The organism is Breznakia sp. PFB1-19 (assembly GCF_029893935.1).
Lineage (GTDB): Bacteria > Bacillota_I > Bacilli_A > Erysipelotrichales > Erysipelotrichaceae > Breznakia > Breznakia blatticola.
Window position 1 is genome coordinate 1 of sequence record NZ_JARXXJ010000008.1, and the last position, 17,806, is coordinate 17,806.

Sequence of the window (17,806 nt, forward strand, 5' to 3'; positions counted from 1 at the left end):
AAATGAATACTTATTTTTTCTTCCCATAATAAAACCCCCTTAGGTTAAAAGTGCTTTATTTATTTGCACTGTCTACCTAAGGGGGATAATATCATTGTGTGAGTGCTTTTTGTTGTACTTGTACATGAGTATCAAACAACTCCACTACTTTAGTAACAGATAGGTTGTATCTTCTTGCCACTGAGGAAAACGTTTCGTTATATGGTTTTAAATCATCTAAAATGTTTATAATGGACTTAGAAGATACTTTAGTGCGTCTATTCGCTGTAAACGGATTGTTTTCAACGAATGAAATCTGGCAGGATTTACACAAGTATCTTCTACATTTGTAGAATAGGAAAGTGTCACGGTTGATAAGACTATTATGTGACACTTTTCTTGTTTTATAGTCTTTGATGTAAGAAGTGTATTCTCCACAGCTTGGACAACGATGGGGTTGTTTCTTCAATAGGATCAGAATATCTGTATCATTAATTGTTTCAATATGTTCAATTATTTTTATTTGTTTTTATAGTAGTCCAAGAATTTCTTTAATCTGTTTCTTCAATAATAATTCATCCGCAAAGACTTACTAAAACAGCATTTTTGGTTTATCTAGCGGACTTGCTCCATCAATTGTCCATATTCTTCTTGCGCTTGTTGTAGTTTTACCTCGTATTGTTTCGTCTGTTTCATCATAAGTGAAATCAATACTACTTTTTCAATATAGCCATGTTTAACTTTATTTACATCAATCATTGAAAATCCTATATTAAAGTTCTTAATTAGCTAATATCAACTTCGACAGGTGCTCCACGTACCTTTAACGTAATTATTGTGGGTTGATCAACTACTATATGTCTTTCTGCAAATGTTTCCACGTCTTCTTTGCTAAACAAGCATCGATATTTGTAGTACTAGTTTGGTGGAATCCTATGTAACTCAAAGAACTCACTTTTTTAAACCACTTGATTCACATTCGTTAATAATTGTTACCATTTTGTTATTGTCGATTCTTTTAAGATAAGGTACCTCCTGTGTATAGAGATATCTTAGAAATTGTATTATGTGATAGAAATTCGTCATTTATTTGACGCTCACAATAAATGGAACAAATCAATAAAAAAAGAAATTCGTTCAGAATGTAGCTAAATAAACCTATCTGTCACAGCACCTTTTTATTTGATATAGTATTTCTATGATTAATTTGAAGGTGACGAGATGAATAGAAATGAATTAAAAAAAGAAAATAAAAAGTTAAGAAAAGAATTAAGCGAAATAAAAAGGAATAATGGTTTTGAGTTTAATCTTTCTAATGAAGAGAAATCTGTAAAAATTGAAATTAAAAACGAAAATAAATCTTTTTATAAAAAAGATACATTTTGGTTAAGTGTAACTAATATAATTTTATCTCTAGTTATTGCAATAATAACTATCTTTACAGCTATAACTAGAGATAATAGAGAGAAAGAAAATAGAAGTCTTATATATACCACAAATAGAGAATTGCATAATACATCAAAGGATTATAAAATAAAAGCTAAAAAATTTGAAGTTTTAGAAGATGATGAACATACTTCTAAATATGCTAATGCATTTAGTAATTCTACTGTTGAAATAGATATTAAGCAAGGTAAAGTGAAAAGTGCAACATTACTTACGTATAGAGAAGATTTAGATTATTGGTATACACGAAAAATTGATGATATTTCAGGCGACAAAATACTCGTTGATCCCTTAAAGAGTATTTTCAACTATACAGAATATAGTTATTTAGAGTATTCGAATACCACTAACTATATGGCATATATGGATAGCTATGAGTTAAATAGTTATATAGAAAGTATTGATTTGAAGAAATGTAAAACTACTTATGGAAATATAACTTTAGGAAAAGAAATATCGAGATATTATTTTATTTATATTGAGTCATATGATGGTTCCAAATTTCTTGATTTGATTATTGAAACTGCATTAATCGTAGATATAGAAGAAGATGGAGACATAATTAAATATTCGCTTGCCAGGCCAACAGAAAGAATTAGTTCAATTGATATTATAATGAATGATAATCCAGAGAAAAGTAATGGATCCTTTATATTTGAAAATGTAAAAACAAAAGAATTGGGAGGGTCTTACATACAAAACATATCCCAAGAAGAAGCATATGATTTATTTAAAAAGGCTTATGATAAACTAAATTTAGAAAATTGAATAACTATCTCTATCAGATTAAGAGTAGATAAAAAATATTAAAGGAGTATTCTATGCAAAATCATACAACCATCTCAATGTTTTCAAATGTTGATCAAAATATCATCGATCAAGTATTACAACAAGCCAATCATAAACACTTTGCGCGTAACGAACAAATCTTTTCCATTGGTGATACGATTCATGATATGTATCTTATTGTAAGTGGTACGATGGAAATCAGTAGTTATGATATACACGGAAATAAAAAACTTGTCACTGTGTTAGGTGAAGGCGAATTATTTGCAGAAAGTGTAGCTCTAGGAAATGAGAATATCACACCTTTTGAAATCACTGCAAAAAGTGCACTACATGTTATTTACTTTTCTCGTGATGATGTTTTTGATTTTCCTAAGCCGATACTTAGAAATCTACTTACGATACTTTCAACAAAGAATGTTTTTCTTACACATAAACTAGAAATTCTCAATAAGACAACTATTCGAGAACGTATCTTTGAGATGTTGAACTTCTATCATCTAAAAGACAAATCGTATACAGTACGTATCCCCTATAATAAAACACAACTTGCAGAATACTTAAGTGTAAATCGAAGCAGTTTATCTAGAGAGTTAAAAGCAATGCAAACTGAAAATATATTCTCGATTCAAAAGGATGTATTTACATTAAATCCAAATTATTTCTAAAGTGTTGCAACTATCACATTCTTTTCGATTCATTATCGATATAGTAATCCTGTAGATAACAAAGGAGAACCGATATATGAACACAAAAATGTTTTGTAATCAATGTGAGGAAGCTGCAGGCAATAAAGCATGTACCATTCAAGGGGTATGTGGTAAAGATAGTGAATTAGCTAACTTACTTGATGAATTAAAAGAATACTTAAAAGTATTAAGTAAGCAAATTGAAAATGATACGGAAGGACACAATGAAGAAAAACGCTTCATTATGGATTCATTATTCAAACTTATTACAAATGCAAACTTTAATAAGGAAAACATTCGTCAGCAAATTGAAGAAGCAAAAACGTACACAAAACGTAATGATGTAGTTGCTTTCTATGAAGAAAACGAAGATATCAATGCACTAAAATCACTAATTATGGGTGGTTTAATGGGAATGGCTGCATATCATTCCCATGCAATTCATTTAGGATATGAAGATCAAGACATTCATAATTTCATGGTGAAAACATTAGCTAACTTTAATGAAATGCAGGATCTTGAAACATGCTTACATGTTGTTGATGAAACAGGAGCTTATGGAGTAAAAGTAATGGCATTACTTGATACTGCAAATACTTCGTCTTATGGAAATCCTGAAATAACTAATGTAAATATTGGTGTAGGAACGCGTCCAGGAATCCTTATCTCAGGACACGATTTAGCTGATTTAGCGCAACTTCTTGAACAAAGTAAAGATAGTGGTATCGATATTTATACACATAGTGAAATGCTTCCAGCACATTACTATCCGAAATTTAAACAATATTCACACTTAAAAGGAAACTATGGAAATGCATGGTGGAAACAAACTACCGAATTTGAAACATTTAATGGTCCAATTCTATTTACTACAAACTGTATTGTGCCACCAAAAGCAAATGCAGGATATGTAGATCGCTTATACTCTACTGGTAACTGTGACTATCCTGGATTCAAACGTATCCCTGTAAATCCAGATGGAACAAAAGACTTTAGCGAAATTATTAAACAAGCTCAATCTTGTAATGCACCTACAGAAATTGAATCAGGAAGTATCGTTGGTGGATTTGCCCATAATCAAGTTCTTGCATTAGCAGATACTGTTGTAGAAAACATTAAGAATGGAAGTATTCGTAAATTTATCGTCATGAGTGGTTGTGATGGTCGTAAACGTGATCGCACATACTATGCTGATTTTGCTAGAACTTTAAAAGATGATACAATTATTCTTACTTCAGGTTGTGCCAAATATCGTTACAACAAACTAGATCTTGGTGATATTAATGGAGTACCACGTGTCCTTGATGCAGGGCAATGTAATGACTCTTATTCATGGGTTGTAATTGCAATGAAACTACAAGAAATCTTCAAGCTTAATGATATTAATGAATTACCAATTTCATTTAATATCGCTTGGTATGAACAAAAAGCGATCATTGTCTTACTTGCTTTATTACATTTAGGAATCAAAGATATAAAAGTTGGTCCTAGTTTACCAAGTTACTTAAGTGAGACTACAGCTAATTATTTAGTTGAACACTATGGAATTAGTGGTATTCAAAGTGTAGCTGAAGATATCACAACATTCGGATAATTCTTATACTACATGCGCTCAAACATGTAACCGACTTACTGATTTAAAAGGTTCGCCTCAAATTGAAGCGAACCTTTTGTTATTTCTCGTTACGTCCCATAATGATTTTCGTAATTTGTACGACAATCGTTGGTGCAAATGCTAAGGCATTAATTATTGCAATATCCATTGCTGAGATATCTGCAATTTTAAAGACACCATGGAATGCTGGAATCATCATGATTCCCATGATTAGAATATATCCAACAATAAATGCGTAAATAGAATATTTGTTTGTTGTTAAGCCAATTTTGAAAATTGACTGTTTTCCACGACAGTTAAATCCATGGAATAAACGTGCCATACATAATACAGCAAATGCATATGTCATTGCATGACCTGTACTTTGTTGAAGTCCTAAGTGGAATCCAACAAGTGTTGCAATGGCAATTAGTAATCCTTCGTAACCAATTTGTTGAAGGGTTGCTTTATTTAAGATACTTGCTTTTTTACTTCTTGGTTTTTCATATAGTAAATATGCATTTGATGGTTCCATTCCAATCGCAATCGCTGGTAGTGAATCCGTCACCAAGTTAATAAATAATAAGTGTACTGGCATAAATGGAAGTGGTAAAGCAAATAGTGTACAGTATAGTACGGATAAGATTCCTGAGAAGTTTCCACTTAATAAGTAGGCAATTGCATTTTTAATATTGTCATATACATTACGTCCTGTCACAATCGCTTTTACAATTGTTGAGAAGTTATCATCTGTAAGAATCATACTTGCTGCATCTTTACTTACTTCTGTTCCTGTAATTCCCATAGCAATACCAATATCTGCTTGTTTTAATGCAGGAGCATCATTTACACCATCTCCTGTCATTGCCACATTGTGACCACGACTTTGCCATGCTTCAACAATACGGATTTTGTGCTCAGGAGCAACACGTGCATATACACTTACTTTTTCGATGATTTCGTGAAGTTGATCATCATTCATCACTGCTAGTTCACGACCTTCTAATGCTAAATCTCCATCTTTATAAATACCAATACGTTTCGCGATTGCTGTTGCAGTAACTTTGTGGTCACCAGTAATCATAATTGGTTTAATACCTGCAGTATAACAATCCGCAACTGCTTGTGCACTTTCTTCACGAGGTGGATCAATCATTGAAATTAGACCAGTGAAGACTAAATCTCTTTCATCTTCTAAAGTTAATTCATCTTGATTAAACTCTTTATAAGCAAAAGCTAGAACACGTTGTCCTTGTGTAGCAAATAGTCCGTTTTGAAGTAGAATTTCTTCACGAACTTCATCTGTCATATCTAACTCTTTACCTTCAAAGTAATATTTTGTACATACACGTAATAATTCATCTGGTGCACCTTTTACATACATTACTTTTTTATCATGTACATTACATACAGTCGTCATCAATTTACGAACCGAGTCGAATGGTAATTCTTTGACACGGTAATACTTCTCACGTAATTCACTTTCATTCATCTCAAAGAAACGTCCAAGATCCACAAATGCAAGTTCTGTTGGATCTCCAATTCGTTGTTCTCCGTTGATAGTTGCATCACTACATAAAATTCCAATCATAGTAAGCAAACGAATATCACGATTGTCTTTATATTCTGCATTTTTTAAATACAATTGGCGGTTCAAATAAATACTTTCTACACTCATTTTGTTTTGCGTTAAGGTTCCTGTTTTATCCGAACAAATAATGGATACACAACCAAGCGTTTCCACTGCGTTAATGTTTTTCATAATCGCGTGTTCTTTGACCATTTTTTGTGTACTAATTGATAATACGATAGTTACAATAGAAGCTAATGCTTCAGGAATTGCTGCAACAGCTAGCGCAACTGCAAACATAAAGGAATCAAGTAAATTTCCTCCACGTAACATATTTAATCCAAGTACAACTAAACAAATTGCGATAATCACAAAAGATAATTTCTTTGAAAAGTCATCTAAGCTTAATTGTAAAGGCGTACGCTTTTCTTTTGTGGCATTCATCATTTGGGCAATTCGACCAATTTCGGTTTTCATTCCAGTACTTGTAACTACATATTTTCCTCGTCCATAAGTAACTAGACTACTTGAGAATACCATATTGCGTTGATCACCGATTTGAATTCCTTCTTCAATAATTTGATCTGGGAATTTCTCAACACTTTCACTCTCACCAGTTAATGAACTTTCATTGACTTGTAATGTGAAAGAATCAACAACACGTCCATCTGCACTAATGACATCCCCCGCTTCTACAAGTACGATATCTCCAACGACTAGTTCACTTGATGGTACTTCTTTTACAATACCTTCACGCATAACACGAGTAAACGGTGTTGATAATTGCTTTAAGGAATCAAGTGATTTTTGTGCACGCACGGTTTGTACAGTACCCAAAATCGAATTTAGTGTAATTACGATTAATATAACAATCGCACTTTCTAATTCACCTACAGCAATGGAAATCATACTTGCCACAATTAAGACGATAACAAGTAAGTCTTTAAACTGCGATAAGAAAATACTTAAAATGCTTTCTTGTGCTTCTGCTTCTAGTTCATTTTTCCCATCACGTGCTAAACGGACACTTGCTTCACTATCTTTTAATCCATCCCGTGAGGTTTCAAATTCCTCAAACACATCTTTCAAATTGTAATTTGTATATTGTTTCATGCAATCCTCCTGGAGTCTAGTAATAAAAAAGACTCATTGAAAACAACTTTCAATAAGTCTTGTCTTTAAAATTCAGCCAGAAACTTTCGTTTCGTGATGTTGACTAAATCACACAGATTTGTGCGACTACTCCCTTATTACTTTGCTATTGTATCAACAATATGTCATCCTGTAAAGGATTATATTCATAGGTTGTTTGTATGAATTTGTGCTATATTAGAATGGTAAGAAAAGAAGAGGAATTGTTATGTTAGGTACCATTTTATTATATACAAATAAAAATCGTGAGAAAGAAGCAAAAATCATTGATGCTTTAAAAGAAGACTTTGATATTTTGGTCTTAGATCCTGAGAACTTACATGAAACAGTAGGTTATCTATTTGGTTATGAAGGTTACGAAGCAAATCCAAAAGAAGATATTGGACCTTTTGCTCATGAAGTCATTGTTTTCTCAGTTGTAGATCCTTCAATTATTTCTGAAGTTGCTAAAATATTAAAAGAACACGAGGTGATGATTGATCGAAAAGCGATGTTAACTGAGCACAACCAAAAATGGAAAGTAATTGATTTATTCGTAGAACTTGATGAAGAACATCATTACTTTCTGAAACGGAATCGATTGAATATGTTATTGCAACTTGCTATGAAAGTAAAACCAGATACCGTTCCTGAAGATGTTCGTCCTGTTTTTCAAAAAGCGGTTGTTGAAGCATATGATGTATTAAAGAAACAAAGTTCAACTGATGAGATTGATCAAGCCATTGCTTCATTATTACCGTACTTTAGTGGAAACGAAGCACTATAAGAAAGTAAACCCCAAGATATTAGTTAATCTTGGGGTTTTGTAATATAAATAAGCGATTCATATGGTTGTAATTGCATATTATCTGTACATGGACGTTCTCCATAATTTGATAATAGCAATTCATACTTTTGTGCTTGTTCGATTTTATAATCAACTTGTTTACCATAGAAATTATTAATAACTAATACTTCTGTATCACCAAGAATTCGTTTATACACAAATAGTTCTGGATGATCTTTAGCAATGACTTCAAAGCTTCCTTGTTGAATCACTGGATATGTTTTTCGTAATTCTATCAACTTTTTATAGTGATAAAATACGGAATCTTTATCAGCTAATGCGTGTTTGACATTGATCTCTTTATAATTCTTGATTTCTTGAATCCAAGGAGTAGCATCACTAAATCCAGCATGTATCGAAGCATCCCATTGCATTGGCGTTCTTGCATTATCACGTGAACGTTCTTGCAATATTTTCATAATTTTTGCTTCACTCATTCCTGTTTGTTTAAGAATCTCGTAGTAGTTTAATGATTCAACATCACGGTATTCCTTAATATCGGTAAAGTACGCATTAGTCATCCCAATTTCTTCACCTTGATAAATGTAAGGAATTCCACGTAACATATGTATTGCTGTTGCTAGCATCTTGGCACTTTCTTTTGGATAGGTACGATCATTTCCAAAACGTGATACTACACGAGGTTGATCATGATTGCACCAGAATAAAGCATTCCATGCATCATACTCTTGCATTCCTACTTGCCATGTAACAAGTAAATCTTTTAACTCTTGGAAATCAAATTCTTGAATATCCCATTTGTTTTTGTTTTTATAATCGACCTTCAAATGGTGAAAGTTAAAGACACTGCTTAATTCTTGACGATTTTCTCCTGCATATTTTACACAGTTTTCTAGTGACGTTGATGACATTTCACCTACTGTTAATGCATCGATTTTTCCAAAGGATGCATTGTTGAGTTGACGTAAATACTCATGTACATGTGGACCATCTGTATAGAAACGGCGTCCATCTCCTTGATAATCATCTTCGAGTACTTCTGGTTTAGAAATCAAATTGACAACATCAAAACGAAATCCACTAACTCCTTTATCCATCCAAAAATTGACAATCTTTGCCATCTCATCACGTACTTCTGGATTATCCCAGTTTAAGTCCGCTTGACTTACATCATATAAGTGTAAGTAATATGCATCATAACGTTCTACATATTCCCAGGTATTTCCACCAAACTTACTCACCCAATTGGTTGGTGGTGTACCATCTTCCTTACCTTTTCGCCAAATATAATAATCTTTATATTTCTTGTCACCCTGCAATGCCTTTTGAAACCATTCATGTGCGGTTGAGGTATGATTAAATACCATATCCAACATAATTTCAATGTGATGCGCTTTTGCTTCTTTTACTAATGCATCAAAATCTTCCATACTTCCATATACAGGATCAATATTGTAATAATCTTGTACATCATAACCATTGTCGTTTTGTGGCGATACAAAACATGCATTTAACCAAATATAGTCAATTCCTAATTGTTCAAGATAGTCTAGTTTTTCGATAATTCCCTGAAAGTCACCAATTCCATCACCATTACTATCTTTATATGATTTAGGATAGATCTGATAAATGACTTTATTCCCATAGTTATGCATAGAACCTCCTATCTTTATGCCAATTCTGCTATTTCATCTAAGTTTACTTCTTCGTGATTTACGCGATCGCTTTCTGGTAATTTTTTAAGTCCAATCACATATGTTAATCCAAATGGAACAACGATTGCGACTGCCATGCAAACAAAGAACATTGGCCAGTGTTGTACTTGAATTGCTAAGAATCCTGGGATTCCTCCAACTCCAATTGAGTTTGCCATAACTCCTGTTGCTACAGATAACATAGCTGCAATACTTGAACCAATCATTGCTGAAATGAATGGGAATCCATGTTTAATGTTTACCCCAAACATTGCTGGCTCAGTAACTCCTAAGTAACAAGAGATCATTGACGGGATTGCAATTTGTTTTGCAGCATCGTTTTTGCGTTGCAAGAAAACCATCGCAAGTACTGCAGACCCTTGGGCAATATTTGATAGAGCAATCATTGGCCATAAAATCGTTCCACTATATTTATCCATTAACTGTAAGTCAATTGCATTTGTCATATGGTGTAATCCAGTAATAACTAATGGTGCATACAAGAAACCAAAGACTCCCGCAAATAACCAACCAAATTGAGATGTTAACCCTGTATATACGACATTCGAAATTGCATCACCCATTGCCCATCCAATTGGACCTAATACTACGTGTGCAATTAATACTGCAGGAACAAGTGCTAAGAATGGAACAACTACAAGTTGTACAACACTTGGAATCACTTTTTTCCAGAATCTTTCTAAGTAAACTAAAGTAAATCCGGCTAGTATTGCTGGTATTACTTGTGCTTGATATCCAATCATATCAATTTTCGCAAAACCAAAATCCCAGAATGGAATATCGGTAGCTCCACTTACTGCATATGCATTTAATAATTGTGGTGATACTAAACAAATTCCTAAAACAATTCCTAGAATTTGCGTAGTTCCCATTTTCTTTGTGATAGACCATGTAATTCCTACTGGTAAGAAGTGGAAAATCGCTTCTCCGATTAACCAAAGAAAACTATGTACACCAGCCCAAAATTGACTTCCTTCAACAATGGTTTGTCCACCAAATTGAATATCACCAATTACATTTCTAAATCCTAAGATCAAACCACCACATACAAGTGCTGGAATTAATGGAGCAAATATTTCGGCGATATTGCTCATGAATTTTTGAATTGGACTTTGATTGTCTTTTGCAGCTTCTTTTGCGGCATTTTTATCTACACCCTCAATACCACTTACTTCAACAAAACTTTTATAGAAGTCTGCTACATCATTTCCAATAATGACTTGGAATTGTCCTGATTGGGTAAATGTTCCCTTTGCTGATGGCAATGCTTCAATTTTCTTAATATCGGCTTTACTTTCATCAACTAAAACAAAACGCATTCTAGTAATGCAGTGAGTAACTGCTTTGATGTTTTCTTTTCCACCAACATACGCTAATAAAGAAGTTGCATCCTTTGTAAAATCTTTCATATTATTCTCATCCTTTCAACCTGTCCGTACAAGTTTATTTCTATCTTCACTATAACCTGTCCGTACAGGTATGTCAATATGAATTAAATCTTTTTTTGTTGTATATAAAAAAACTAGCATATTATGTATCACTTTGTATCGTGTAACACATAGTTAATGCTAGTTATTTTACTTATTTTGCTTCAATGAATCCCTGTTTCACACAGTAGTAATAAATTCCTTCCTTAGAAACATGTCCGATGATTTCATTTGCAATCTCTTTTAGATCATCAGATGCATTTTCCATGGCAAGTCCCCAACCAACGGTTTGTAGCATCTCAATATCATTGTTTCCATCACCAAAAGCCATCGCTTGGGATGCATCAAATCCATAATATGCCAATATCTCTTCGATTCCTTTTCCTTTACCACCATTTGCTGGAATAATATCAACTGCACGATTCCACCATGCAGTAATTTTTGTATGATTTGTATGCTTCATAAGCATGTCATACTCTTTTGGTGTAGCAGATACCATCAACTGATATACATCTTCATTATGAATTTCTTCATCAAAATTAGGTGATACATATACTTCTTGGTGTGCAAAAGAAAAGTACTCAACTAAATCATCATCTTTTCCATTTGCAATGTTTTTTTGAATCGTGGAAACAGAAACCGGTCTTGCAATATTTTTGGCATTATCGACGATAACATTTACATCATTTGAATCTATTGGGTTTTTAAATATCGTTTCCTTTTCGTTATAACAATATGAACCATTGAAGGTTAAATATGCATCAAAATCAATACCTTCAAAATGTGGTAAAGAAATTGGACTTCTTCCTGTTGCAATACAAATTACAATACCATTTTCTTTTAATTTACGTAATGTATACAACATATGTTCTGAAATTTGCTTTCTTTGCATATCAATTAGCGTACCATCAATATCAAAGAATATTATTTTTATATCTTTCATTGTCTCTTCTCATTCTTATTCAACTGGAAATAGTTGATCTAATATTACTAGTACACCATCTTCATTATTTGAAGGACATACATTTTTTGCGCATGCTTTTACATGATCTGGTGCATTATCCATAGCATAACTACGCCCACAGTACGTTAACATTTCTATATCATTTCCACCATCACCAAAGGCAACACACTGTTCGGGTGTAATGTTCCATAGTTTTACAAGTCGTTCAATACCTGAAGCCTTATGACAATTTGGAACAATTAAATCAATGGATCCATGACCACTCGATGTTGGAACTAATCCTCCATCAAGCTGTTCTGCAAATATTTTCATATACATATCTGTCTTTTCTACAGGTACCATTGGAGCAAATTTTAAAATCGTATCATGTACATTTGCAAAGTCATCTACCCATTGTAGTTTGTGATAGTAATGATTGGTTAGTTTAAAGAATTTCTCACTTACTTTTCCTCTTTCACAATATGCACTTTCAAGTCCACACATTGTATTTTTAATATCTGGATATTGATTACAAATTTCTAGTGTCTTATGAATTACATCTTTAGGAATATCTGTCGTAAATAGGATTGTATCTTTTGCTTTTACAAGTGCTCCATTTTCTGCAATGTAGCTAATCGTATCTTTAAATTCAGGAAATAGAGAACGTAGTTGATAGTATTGGTTACCACTAGCAACAACAAATTCACATCCTGCTTTTTTCATACGCTCCATAATGGCAAGAAATCTTGGTTTATCATACGTATAATCCGTACGAACAAATGTACCATCTACATCCACTGCCACCAATTTAATATTATTTGACTTATTTTTCATCTTCTTTTCCATCCTTTACCTTTACACGAAAGTATCTAGTTTTACTATAGCTGTTAGCTGTTATAGAATCAACACGTTTTCATTTTACATAAAAGAAAACTACCCAAAAAGAGTAGTTTACTGGCTTCTTCTAGCAAAATCAACAAACCTAAATTTATCCGGTCGATGTTTTGAAATTGTATATTCAAATAATGTTGCATCTTCTAAATACGAATAACTTTTTACACAAACAAGTAGATCATAATCCAACATATCAAGTACTTCTTTATCATGTTTTGTGGCTGGAATGACCGTAATTTCCTTGCGTGAAAAACTGATGTTTAAATTCAGTTCATTTTCAATATATTCATAAATAGAATCTTGTGCATGTTGTTTTGTCAGTCCTTGGATGATATTTCCATTTAAATAATCTTTATCTAGGATGATTTTTTCACCATTAATAGAACGAACACGCTCTACAATATATACATTGCCATCATCCATATGCAGCTCATCTTTTAATTTATCATCTGCTGGAACGAGATTAAATTCTTCAACAATTGTTTCAATTTTTCCATCCATTGATTCTTTCAGTTCTTTAAAACTTGAAATTCCAGAGACCGGAAACGCAATTCTTTCACTATCAAGAACAACGGATCCTTTACCAACTACTTTTTGAATGTATCCATTTTGTAAGAGTAGTTGCAAAGCTTTACGAATGGTATCACGTGATGAACTATATGTTTTCATCAATTCGTTTTCACTTGGTAAATAATCGCCGGTTTTATATTCTTTTGTTTTAATTTTATCTAACAGTTCTTGATAGATTCTTTGATATTTTGTCATACCTATATTGTATCGGAAAACAATTCATAAATAAACACCTAAACGTACAGGTACATAATTTTACTTTATCTTCTTTTCATACTACAATTGAAAATGAGGTGATTAAGTATGAGTCGTTTTGATCAAGAAATAATTAGAGAAAATACAAATAGTACCAAATGGGATAAGCGTGAACTTGTCTTTGGTACAAAAGATGTACAACCTTTATGGGTTGCTGATATGGATTTTCAAAGTCCACCAGAAGTATTGGATGCATTAATTGAACGTGCACGTCATGGTGTATTTGGTTATGCATTTTCAAGTGAAAGAATTTTAGATTCGATTGTACGTTGGAATAAACAACGTCATGATTTTGAAATTAATAAGGATGATATCGTTCTTTCAACTAATGTGCTTTCATCTATTAAAGCATTATTGTTGATGCTAAGTAAACCAAATGATGCCATTATTATGTTTCAACCAATTTACACACCATTCTTTAAAATCAGTGAAGCACTTGGTCGTGTACCTATCTTCAGTGATTTAGTTACAAATAATAATCGTTACGAAATGGATTTTACAGATTTTGAAGAAAAGATTAAACAACACCAACCATCTGTATTTATTTTATGTAATCCACATAATCCAGGTGGTCGTGTTTGGACAGCTGATGAACTAGAAACACTTATTGCTATTTGTCAAAAATATAATGTATCAATTATAAGTGATGATATCCATAAAGATTTAGTGTTTGAAGGATATACATATACTCCAATTGCTAAAGTTGCAGGTACATATGCAGATCATATATATACATTATCTGCTCCAACTAAGATCTTTAACTTAGCTGGAATTCAAATCAGTTATGCGCTTTTACCAACAGCAACAGCTAAAGAACAATTTGCGCAAAAATTAGATGAAGTTGGTGGATCTCATGTAAATGTATTTGGTCTAACGGCTATGCAAGCTGCCTATGAAAATGGAGCATATTGGGTAGATGAATTAAATGCATATTTAAAAGAAAACTATGAAATTGTACGTGATGGATTAGCAAATACGAAATTTACAACTTATGTAAATGAAGGTACCTATTTATTATGGATCAACTTTGAAAAGTTTCATAAGACAACTGAAGAAATGCGTGATATTTTAATTTCTCACAAACTTGGTATGCAAATGGGCTTACAGTTTGGAGAACCTGGTAATGTCTTCTTCCGTTTCAATATAGGGACAACAAAAGCAACTATTCAAAAAGTTGTATCGATCTTACAAAGTATTGATCAAGAGTATTAAAAATATGGCAATTACGCCATATTTTTTTATTGGATTATATTTGAAAAAGAATTCCTAATACACGCACTACTACGAAAAATAATACAAATCCAAGTAGAAACGGTATCGTCATTTTACCAGGTCCTTTTCCATATATCATTTCAAGTTCACCCATGGTTTTCTTTGGATTGTTGGGGTTTACATACAGTGTGATTTGCGCTGGTGCACGACCTTGCATTATTTTGTTTGTCTTATACATCTTACTTCCAGGATTTGTATAGTATTTATAGGTTGCTTTATAATACACGCTTTTGTTTTCTTCATAATAGCGTCTTTGTTTCAATAAGTATCCCGTTACTTCTAAACCATCTTGTTTTGCTTGCTCGATGGTTTTATACGCTTTTGCTTTGCTTTTATTTTGTATTTTCATCATAAAAATGAAGTAAATGATTGTAATTACTAAAGCAATACAAAAGATGATAACCATTTTCGTTTGTTCCATTTATCTTTCCCCTTTTCTAAAGTATAGCATATGAAATTCTTATTATACTATATTTACTTTTTACGACACATAATGCTTTCATTAAAAAGTATGACTTTTTAATCATACTTATACCAAAATAAAAACACCCTTTCGAGTGTTTAGTCTTCGCTATAACAGATTTTCAAACGACGTTGATTTCCATCACCTTCAGATACCGTTGTAATGTGATCAAATGTTGATAGATGATTGTGAATTGCTTTACGTTCATCATTTGGCATTGGATCTAAAACTGCATCCGTTTTAGTTTGTTGAACACTTTTTGCCACACGTGTTGCAATTGATACAACTTTGCGGTAGCGTTCTTCTTTATATCCATTAATATCAACTAATGTTGAAATACGTTTTTTGAATGTTCCTGATACTGCTGCTTTTAATACCGTATTCATAGCTTGTAATGTTTGACCATTCTTACCAATTAAAATCGCATTGTTTCTTGCATTAATTGTTGCTTTATAGAAGTTATCATCTTCCTCTTCAACACTTAATTCGATTTCCATTTCCATGTTATCGAAAAATTGAAGAATATAATCATAAACAAAATCTAAGATATCACGTTTTGTAAATGCTTCAACTGTAATTTCTTTTCCGACTCCTAGAAATCCTGCTTTTTCTTCAAGAATTTTATATGTAATATCTTCGATATCTACATCTTCTTGTGTGGCAATCGTTTCTAGAATTTCATCAATTGATTTCCCTGTATATGTTTTCATAGCAACCACCTAGTCTTTAATAAAGAATTTATCAATCACAATATTTTGAATTACACGAACACATGAACTAACTAATAAGTAGAATGTCATACCTAATGGCCAGCTAAATCCTAAGAATACCATCATTGCTACAGAAACATACATCATCATGTTCATGTTTCCAGCCATACCTTTTTTCTCAGGTTGTGCATATTTCTTAATTTTTCTATTCTTTTCATTACGACGTTTCGCTAAAATTTGAGGAATTTTAAATGAAACAAATTGCATTACTGCCATTAATAAGAAAATTACAATAACTGGAATTTCCATTTCACCAATTGCAGCTTGTGGTGTCATCGTTAAATCAATTCCAAAGAATGATCCTGTATAAACTGATGATGCTCTCATACATGCTTGATAGATACCAATCATAATTGGTAATTGAATAAATAACGTTACGATTGAACCCATTGGGTTGATGTCGTGTTTTTTATATAGCATTTGAAGTTCTTGGCTCATACGCATTTTACTTGCTTGATCCGTTTTACCTTCATATTTTGCTTGAATCTTAGCTTGTTCACCTTGAATCATTTGCATCTTTTGCGTTTGTGCTTGTTGTTTAATTGTAAATGCAGCTGTAATTACGTTTACAACAATCGTAGTTACAATAATACCAACTCCTGCATCAGAGAATGTTGCAACCCAGTTGATCATTTGTGCCATTGGCCAAACAAAGATGTTAAACCATCCATCACCAATACTCTTTAAATATGGTGTACTAAGGAAAATTAATTGTTCCTTATCTACAGTACCATCTGCGTTACGTGGTGAACTACACCCAGCAACAAAAACTATTAAGAACAATGAGAAGATAATTAACTTCTTATGATCTTTTATATACTTTTTAATCATGTTCATTTTTCTACTCCATTTCTAAAAATGCTTACTTTTTAATTCTAACTTGTTTTACTATTCTTTCCAAGTTATTTTTGTTGTTTTTGTAGTCGTTTTCAAGATAATCTTCACGAATAAGTAAAATCGAATCGAAATTTTCTTCAAAACTATAAATTTCTTGAACCATCATTCGCACTTGTCGCTTCACTTTATTTCTTACAACTGCATTTCCAATCTTCTTTTTTACCGTAATTCCAACACGTGGAATATCTTCTTTACGCTTTCTAACATATAAAATAATTCCTTTGGATTTGTAAAATTGTCGATTTTTGATGATTTCAGTAAATTCATCTGCTTTTTTGATCCTGTATGCTTTTTTCATATACATTCCTCACATAAATAAAAATATCTCGCCAAGACGAGATATTTTTAAAGCGTTGTTATTAAACTCATGTTTATCATTTTAATTGTTATATTAATTAAGCTGATAAAACTTTTCTACCTTTACTACGTCTTCTAGCTAGAACGTTACGTCCTCCAGGTGTTTTCATGCGAGCTCTAAACCCGTGTGTTTTTTGATGTTTTCTCTTATTTGGTTGATAAGTTCTTTTCATCAAGTACACCTCCTTTTCTACATATTAATAAACATTGCTTTTAGATTATATCGCAGCACCTTATCCA

General features: G+C 32.4%; 17 protein-coding genes. 5 read left to right on the forward strand and 12 right to left on the reverse strand.

What is annotated here, in order from left to right; all coding sequences use genetic code 11:
• Positions 1–594: 594 nt before the first annotated feature.
• Entirely contained in the window at positions 595–738 is a 144-nt protein-coding gene (locus M2098_RS05325; protein ID WP_280682490.1) for a hypothetical protein, read from the reverse strand.
• 462 nt (positions 739–1,200) lie between these two features.
• On the opposite strand from M2098_RS05325, the gene M2098_RS05330 reads away from it, so the two are divergent.
• The 3 genes from M2098_RS05330 to hcp all read left to right on the forward strand — a co-directional run bounded on the left by M2098_RS05330 (position 1,201) and on the right by hcp (position 4,494).
• A complete protein-coding gene (locus M2098_RS05330; RefSeq protein ID WP_280682489.1) occupies positions 1,201–2,193 on the forward strand; it encodes a hypothetical protein in 993 nt (330 codons plus the stop codon).
• A 53-nt stretch (positions 2,194–2,246) separates the two neighbouring features.
• The gene (locus M2098_RS05335; protein ID WP_280682488.1) at positions 2,247–2,879 is read left to right on the forward strand and encodes a Crp/Fnr family transcriptional regulator; all 633 of its coding nucleotides are present in this window, start codon (positions 2,247–2,249) and stop codon (positions 2,877–2,879) included.
• A 76-nt stretch (positions 2,880–2,955) separates the two neighbouring features.
• The gene (hcp, locus tag M2098_RS05340; RefSeq protein WP_280682486.1) at positions 2,956–4,494 is read left to right on the forward strand and encodes a hydroxylamine reductase; all 1,539 of its coding nucleotides are present in this window, start codon (positions 2,956–2,958) and stop codon (positions 4,492–4,494) included.
• A 79-nt stretch (positions 4,495–4,573) separates the two neighbouring features.
• Here hcp and M2098_RS05345 read toward each other — a convergent pair whose 3' ends face one another.
• Positions 4,574–7,177 carry a cation-translocating P-type ATPase gene (locus tag M2098_RS05345; protein ID WP_280682484.1) on the reverse strand — a complete coding sequence of 868 codons (2,604 nt, stop codon included), beginning with the start codon at positions 7,175–7,177 and terminating at the stop codon, positions 4,574–4,576.
• A 247-nt stretch (positions 7,178–7,424) separates the two neighbouring features.
• Between M2098_RS05345 and M2098_RS05350 the strand changes: the two genes are divergently transcribed.
• A complete protein-coding gene (locus tag M2098_RS05350; protein WP_280682482.1) occupies positions 7,425–7,982 on the forward strand; it encodes a DUF3783 domain-containing protein in 558 nt (185 codons plus the stop codon).
• Positions 7,983–8,005: 23 nt separating this feature from the next.
• Here M2098_RS05350 and treC read toward each other — a convergent pair whose 3' ends face one another.
• The 5 genes from treC to treR form a co-directional block, all read right to left on the reverse strand.
• Positions 8,006–9,658 carry an alpha,alpha-phosphotrehalase gene (treC, locus tag M2098_RS05355; protein ID WP_280682480.1) on the reverse strand — a complete coding sequence of 551 codons (1,653 nt, stop codon included), beginning with the start codon at positions 9,656–9,658 and terminating at the stop codon, positions 8,006–8,008.
• Positions 9,659–9,672: 14 nt separating this feature from the next.
• The gene (gene treP / locus M2098_RS05360; RefSeq protein WP_280682478.1) at positions 9,673–11,127 is read right to left on the reverse strand and encodes a PTS system trehalose-specific EIIBC component; all 1,455 of its coding nucleotides are present in this window, start codon (positions 11,125–11,127) and stop codon (positions 9,673–9,675) included.
• A 172-nt stretch (positions 11,128–11,299) separates the two neighbouring features.
• Positions 11,300–12,088 carry an HAD family hydrolase gene (locus tag M2098_RS05365; protein ID WP_280682476.1) on the reverse strand — a complete coding sequence of 263 codons (789 nt, stop codon included), beginning with the start codon at positions 12,086–12,088 and terminating at the stop codon, positions 11,300–11,302.
• A 15-nt stretch (positions 12,089–12,103) separates the two neighbouring features.
• The gene (locus M2098_RS05370) at positions 12,104–12,922 is read right to left on the reverse strand and encodes a Cof-type HAD-IIB family hydrolase (RefSeq protein WP_280682474.1); all 819 of its coding nucleotides are present in this window, start codon (positions 12,920–12,922) and stop codon (positions 12,104–12,106) included.
• 117 nt (positions 12,923–13,039) lie between these two features.
• A complete protein-coding gene (treR, locus tag M2098_RS05375) occupies positions 13,040–13,747 on the reverse strand; it encodes a trehalose operon repressor (RefSeq protein WP_280682472.1) in 708 nt (235 codons plus the stop codon).
• A 108-nt stretch (positions 13,748–13,855) separates the two neighbouring features.
• Here treR and M2098_RS05380 point away from each other — a divergent pair, with 108 nt between their 5' ends.
• Positions 13,856–15,019, forward strand: a complete 1,164-nt coding sequence (locus M2098_RS05380; RefSeq protein ID WP_280682470.1) for a MalY/PatB family protein — start codon at positions 13,856–13,858, stop codon at positions 15,017–15,019.
• Between the two features lie 34 nt (positions 15,020–15,053).
• Here the strand turns inward: M2098_RS05380 and M2098_RS05385 are convergent, their stop codons facing one another.
• The 5 genes from M2098_RS05385 to rpmH form a co-directional block, all read right to left on the reverse strand.
• Positions 15,054–15,500: a DUF3592 domain-containing protein gene (locus M2098_RS05385; RefSeq protein WP_280682468.1), complete on the reverse strand. Its 447-nt coding sequence runs from the start codon at positions 15,498–15,500 to the stop codon at positions 15,054–15,056.
• 140 nt (positions 15,501–15,640) lie between these two features.
• Positions 15,641–16,252, reverse strand: a complete 612-nt coding sequence (locus M2098_RS05390; protein WP_134170906.1) for a R3H domain-containing nucleic acid-binding protein — start codon at positions 16,250–16,252, stop codon at positions 15,641–15,643.
• Positions 16,253–16,261: 9 nt separating this feature from the next.
• Positions 16,262–17,149 (reverse strand): YidC/Oxa1 family membrane protein insertase, encoded by an 888-nt coding sequence (locus tag M2098_RS05395; protein WP_280682466.1) that lies wholly within the window; start codon positions 17,147–17,149, stop codon positions 16,262–16,264.
• Positions 17,150–17,174: 25 nt separating this feature from the next.
• Positions 17,175–17,507 carry a ribonuclease P protein component gene (rnpA, locus tag M2098_RS05400; RefSeq protein ID WP_280682464.1) on the reverse strand — a complete coding sequence of 111 codons (333 nt, stop codon included), beginning with the start codon at positions 17,505–17,507 and terminating at the stop codon, positions 17,175–17,177.
• 97 nt (positions 17,508–17,604) lie between these two features.
• Positions 17,605–17,739, reverse strand: a complete 135-nt coding sequence (gene rpmH, locus M2098_RS05405) for a 50S ribosomal protein L34 (protein WP_067424745.1) — start codon at positions 17,737–17,739, stop codon at positions 17,605–17,607.
• Positions 17,740–17,806 lie beyond the last annotated feature (67 nt).